1 protein-coding gene is annotated in these 885 nt (G+C 47.2%); it reads left to right on the forward strand.

Annotation, left to right across the window (positions count from 1 at the left end):
- On the forward strand, positions 1-759 hold a 759-nt coding region (locus ACTXGO_RS14870), incomplete at its 5' end, for a pseudouridine synthase (RefSeq protein WP_443575066.1).
- Positions 760-885: the final 126 nt, after the last annotated feature.

Raw genomic sequence — 885 nt, forward strand, 5'->3', positions numbered from 1 at the left:
GAAAAGCGTCGCCGCGTTATCGCTTACTATAAGCCTGAGGGTGAGATTTGCTCAGCTAGTGATCCAGAAGGTCGTCCGACGGTATTTGAGCGTTTGCCTAAACTAACTCATGACCGCTGGGTCATGGTCGGTCGCTTGGATATCAACTCCTCAGGCTTGCTGTTATTCACCAATGACGGCGAGATGGCACATCGATTGATGCATCCCTCAAGTGAGATCACGCGTGAATATGCGGTGCGGATACTCGGTGTAGTCACCCCAGAAATCGCTCGCAATCTGACCTCGGGCGTGATGTTAGAGGACGGTATGGCGCAGTTTGATGACATCAAAGCGGGCGGCGGGGAAGGCGTCAATAAGTGGTATCATGTGCAACTCAAAGAAGGCCGTAACCGTGAAGTTCGCCGTCTTTTTGAGTCGCAAGGTCTTAAAGTTAGCCGTCTACTGCGGACGCGCTATGGTAGTATCGATCTACCCAAAGAGCTGCGTACAGGTCGTCATATCGAATTGGACAAAAAAGATATCAACACTTTAACTGACTTGGTCAGCTTGCGTCCACGTTACGGCACAGGCCTCCATGGTGCGGCAAAAGACAAGCAAGAGCGTATCAAAAACAAGCCGCTAAAAGCGCGTCGCTCTGACAGTCGTAAAAGTAGTGATAATCGTAGTAGTACTAGCAGCAATAGCGAGAAGTCTAAAAGTAGCGCTAGTCCTGCTAGCCGCGCAGCGCGTAATACTCGTGATCGCAATGACAAGCGTTAGTGTTTAAGCTAAGTATTTATATCTTATAAGTTCTTGTCTTCTAAAAACCAAAAGCTGCCAGTGATCATTATCATTGGCAGCTTTTTATTTTTTCTTTTAACTACAAACCTTTAAATGTTCTGACTA

The sequence above is a fragment of the Psychrobacter sp. T6-1 genome, assembly GCF_052258445.1.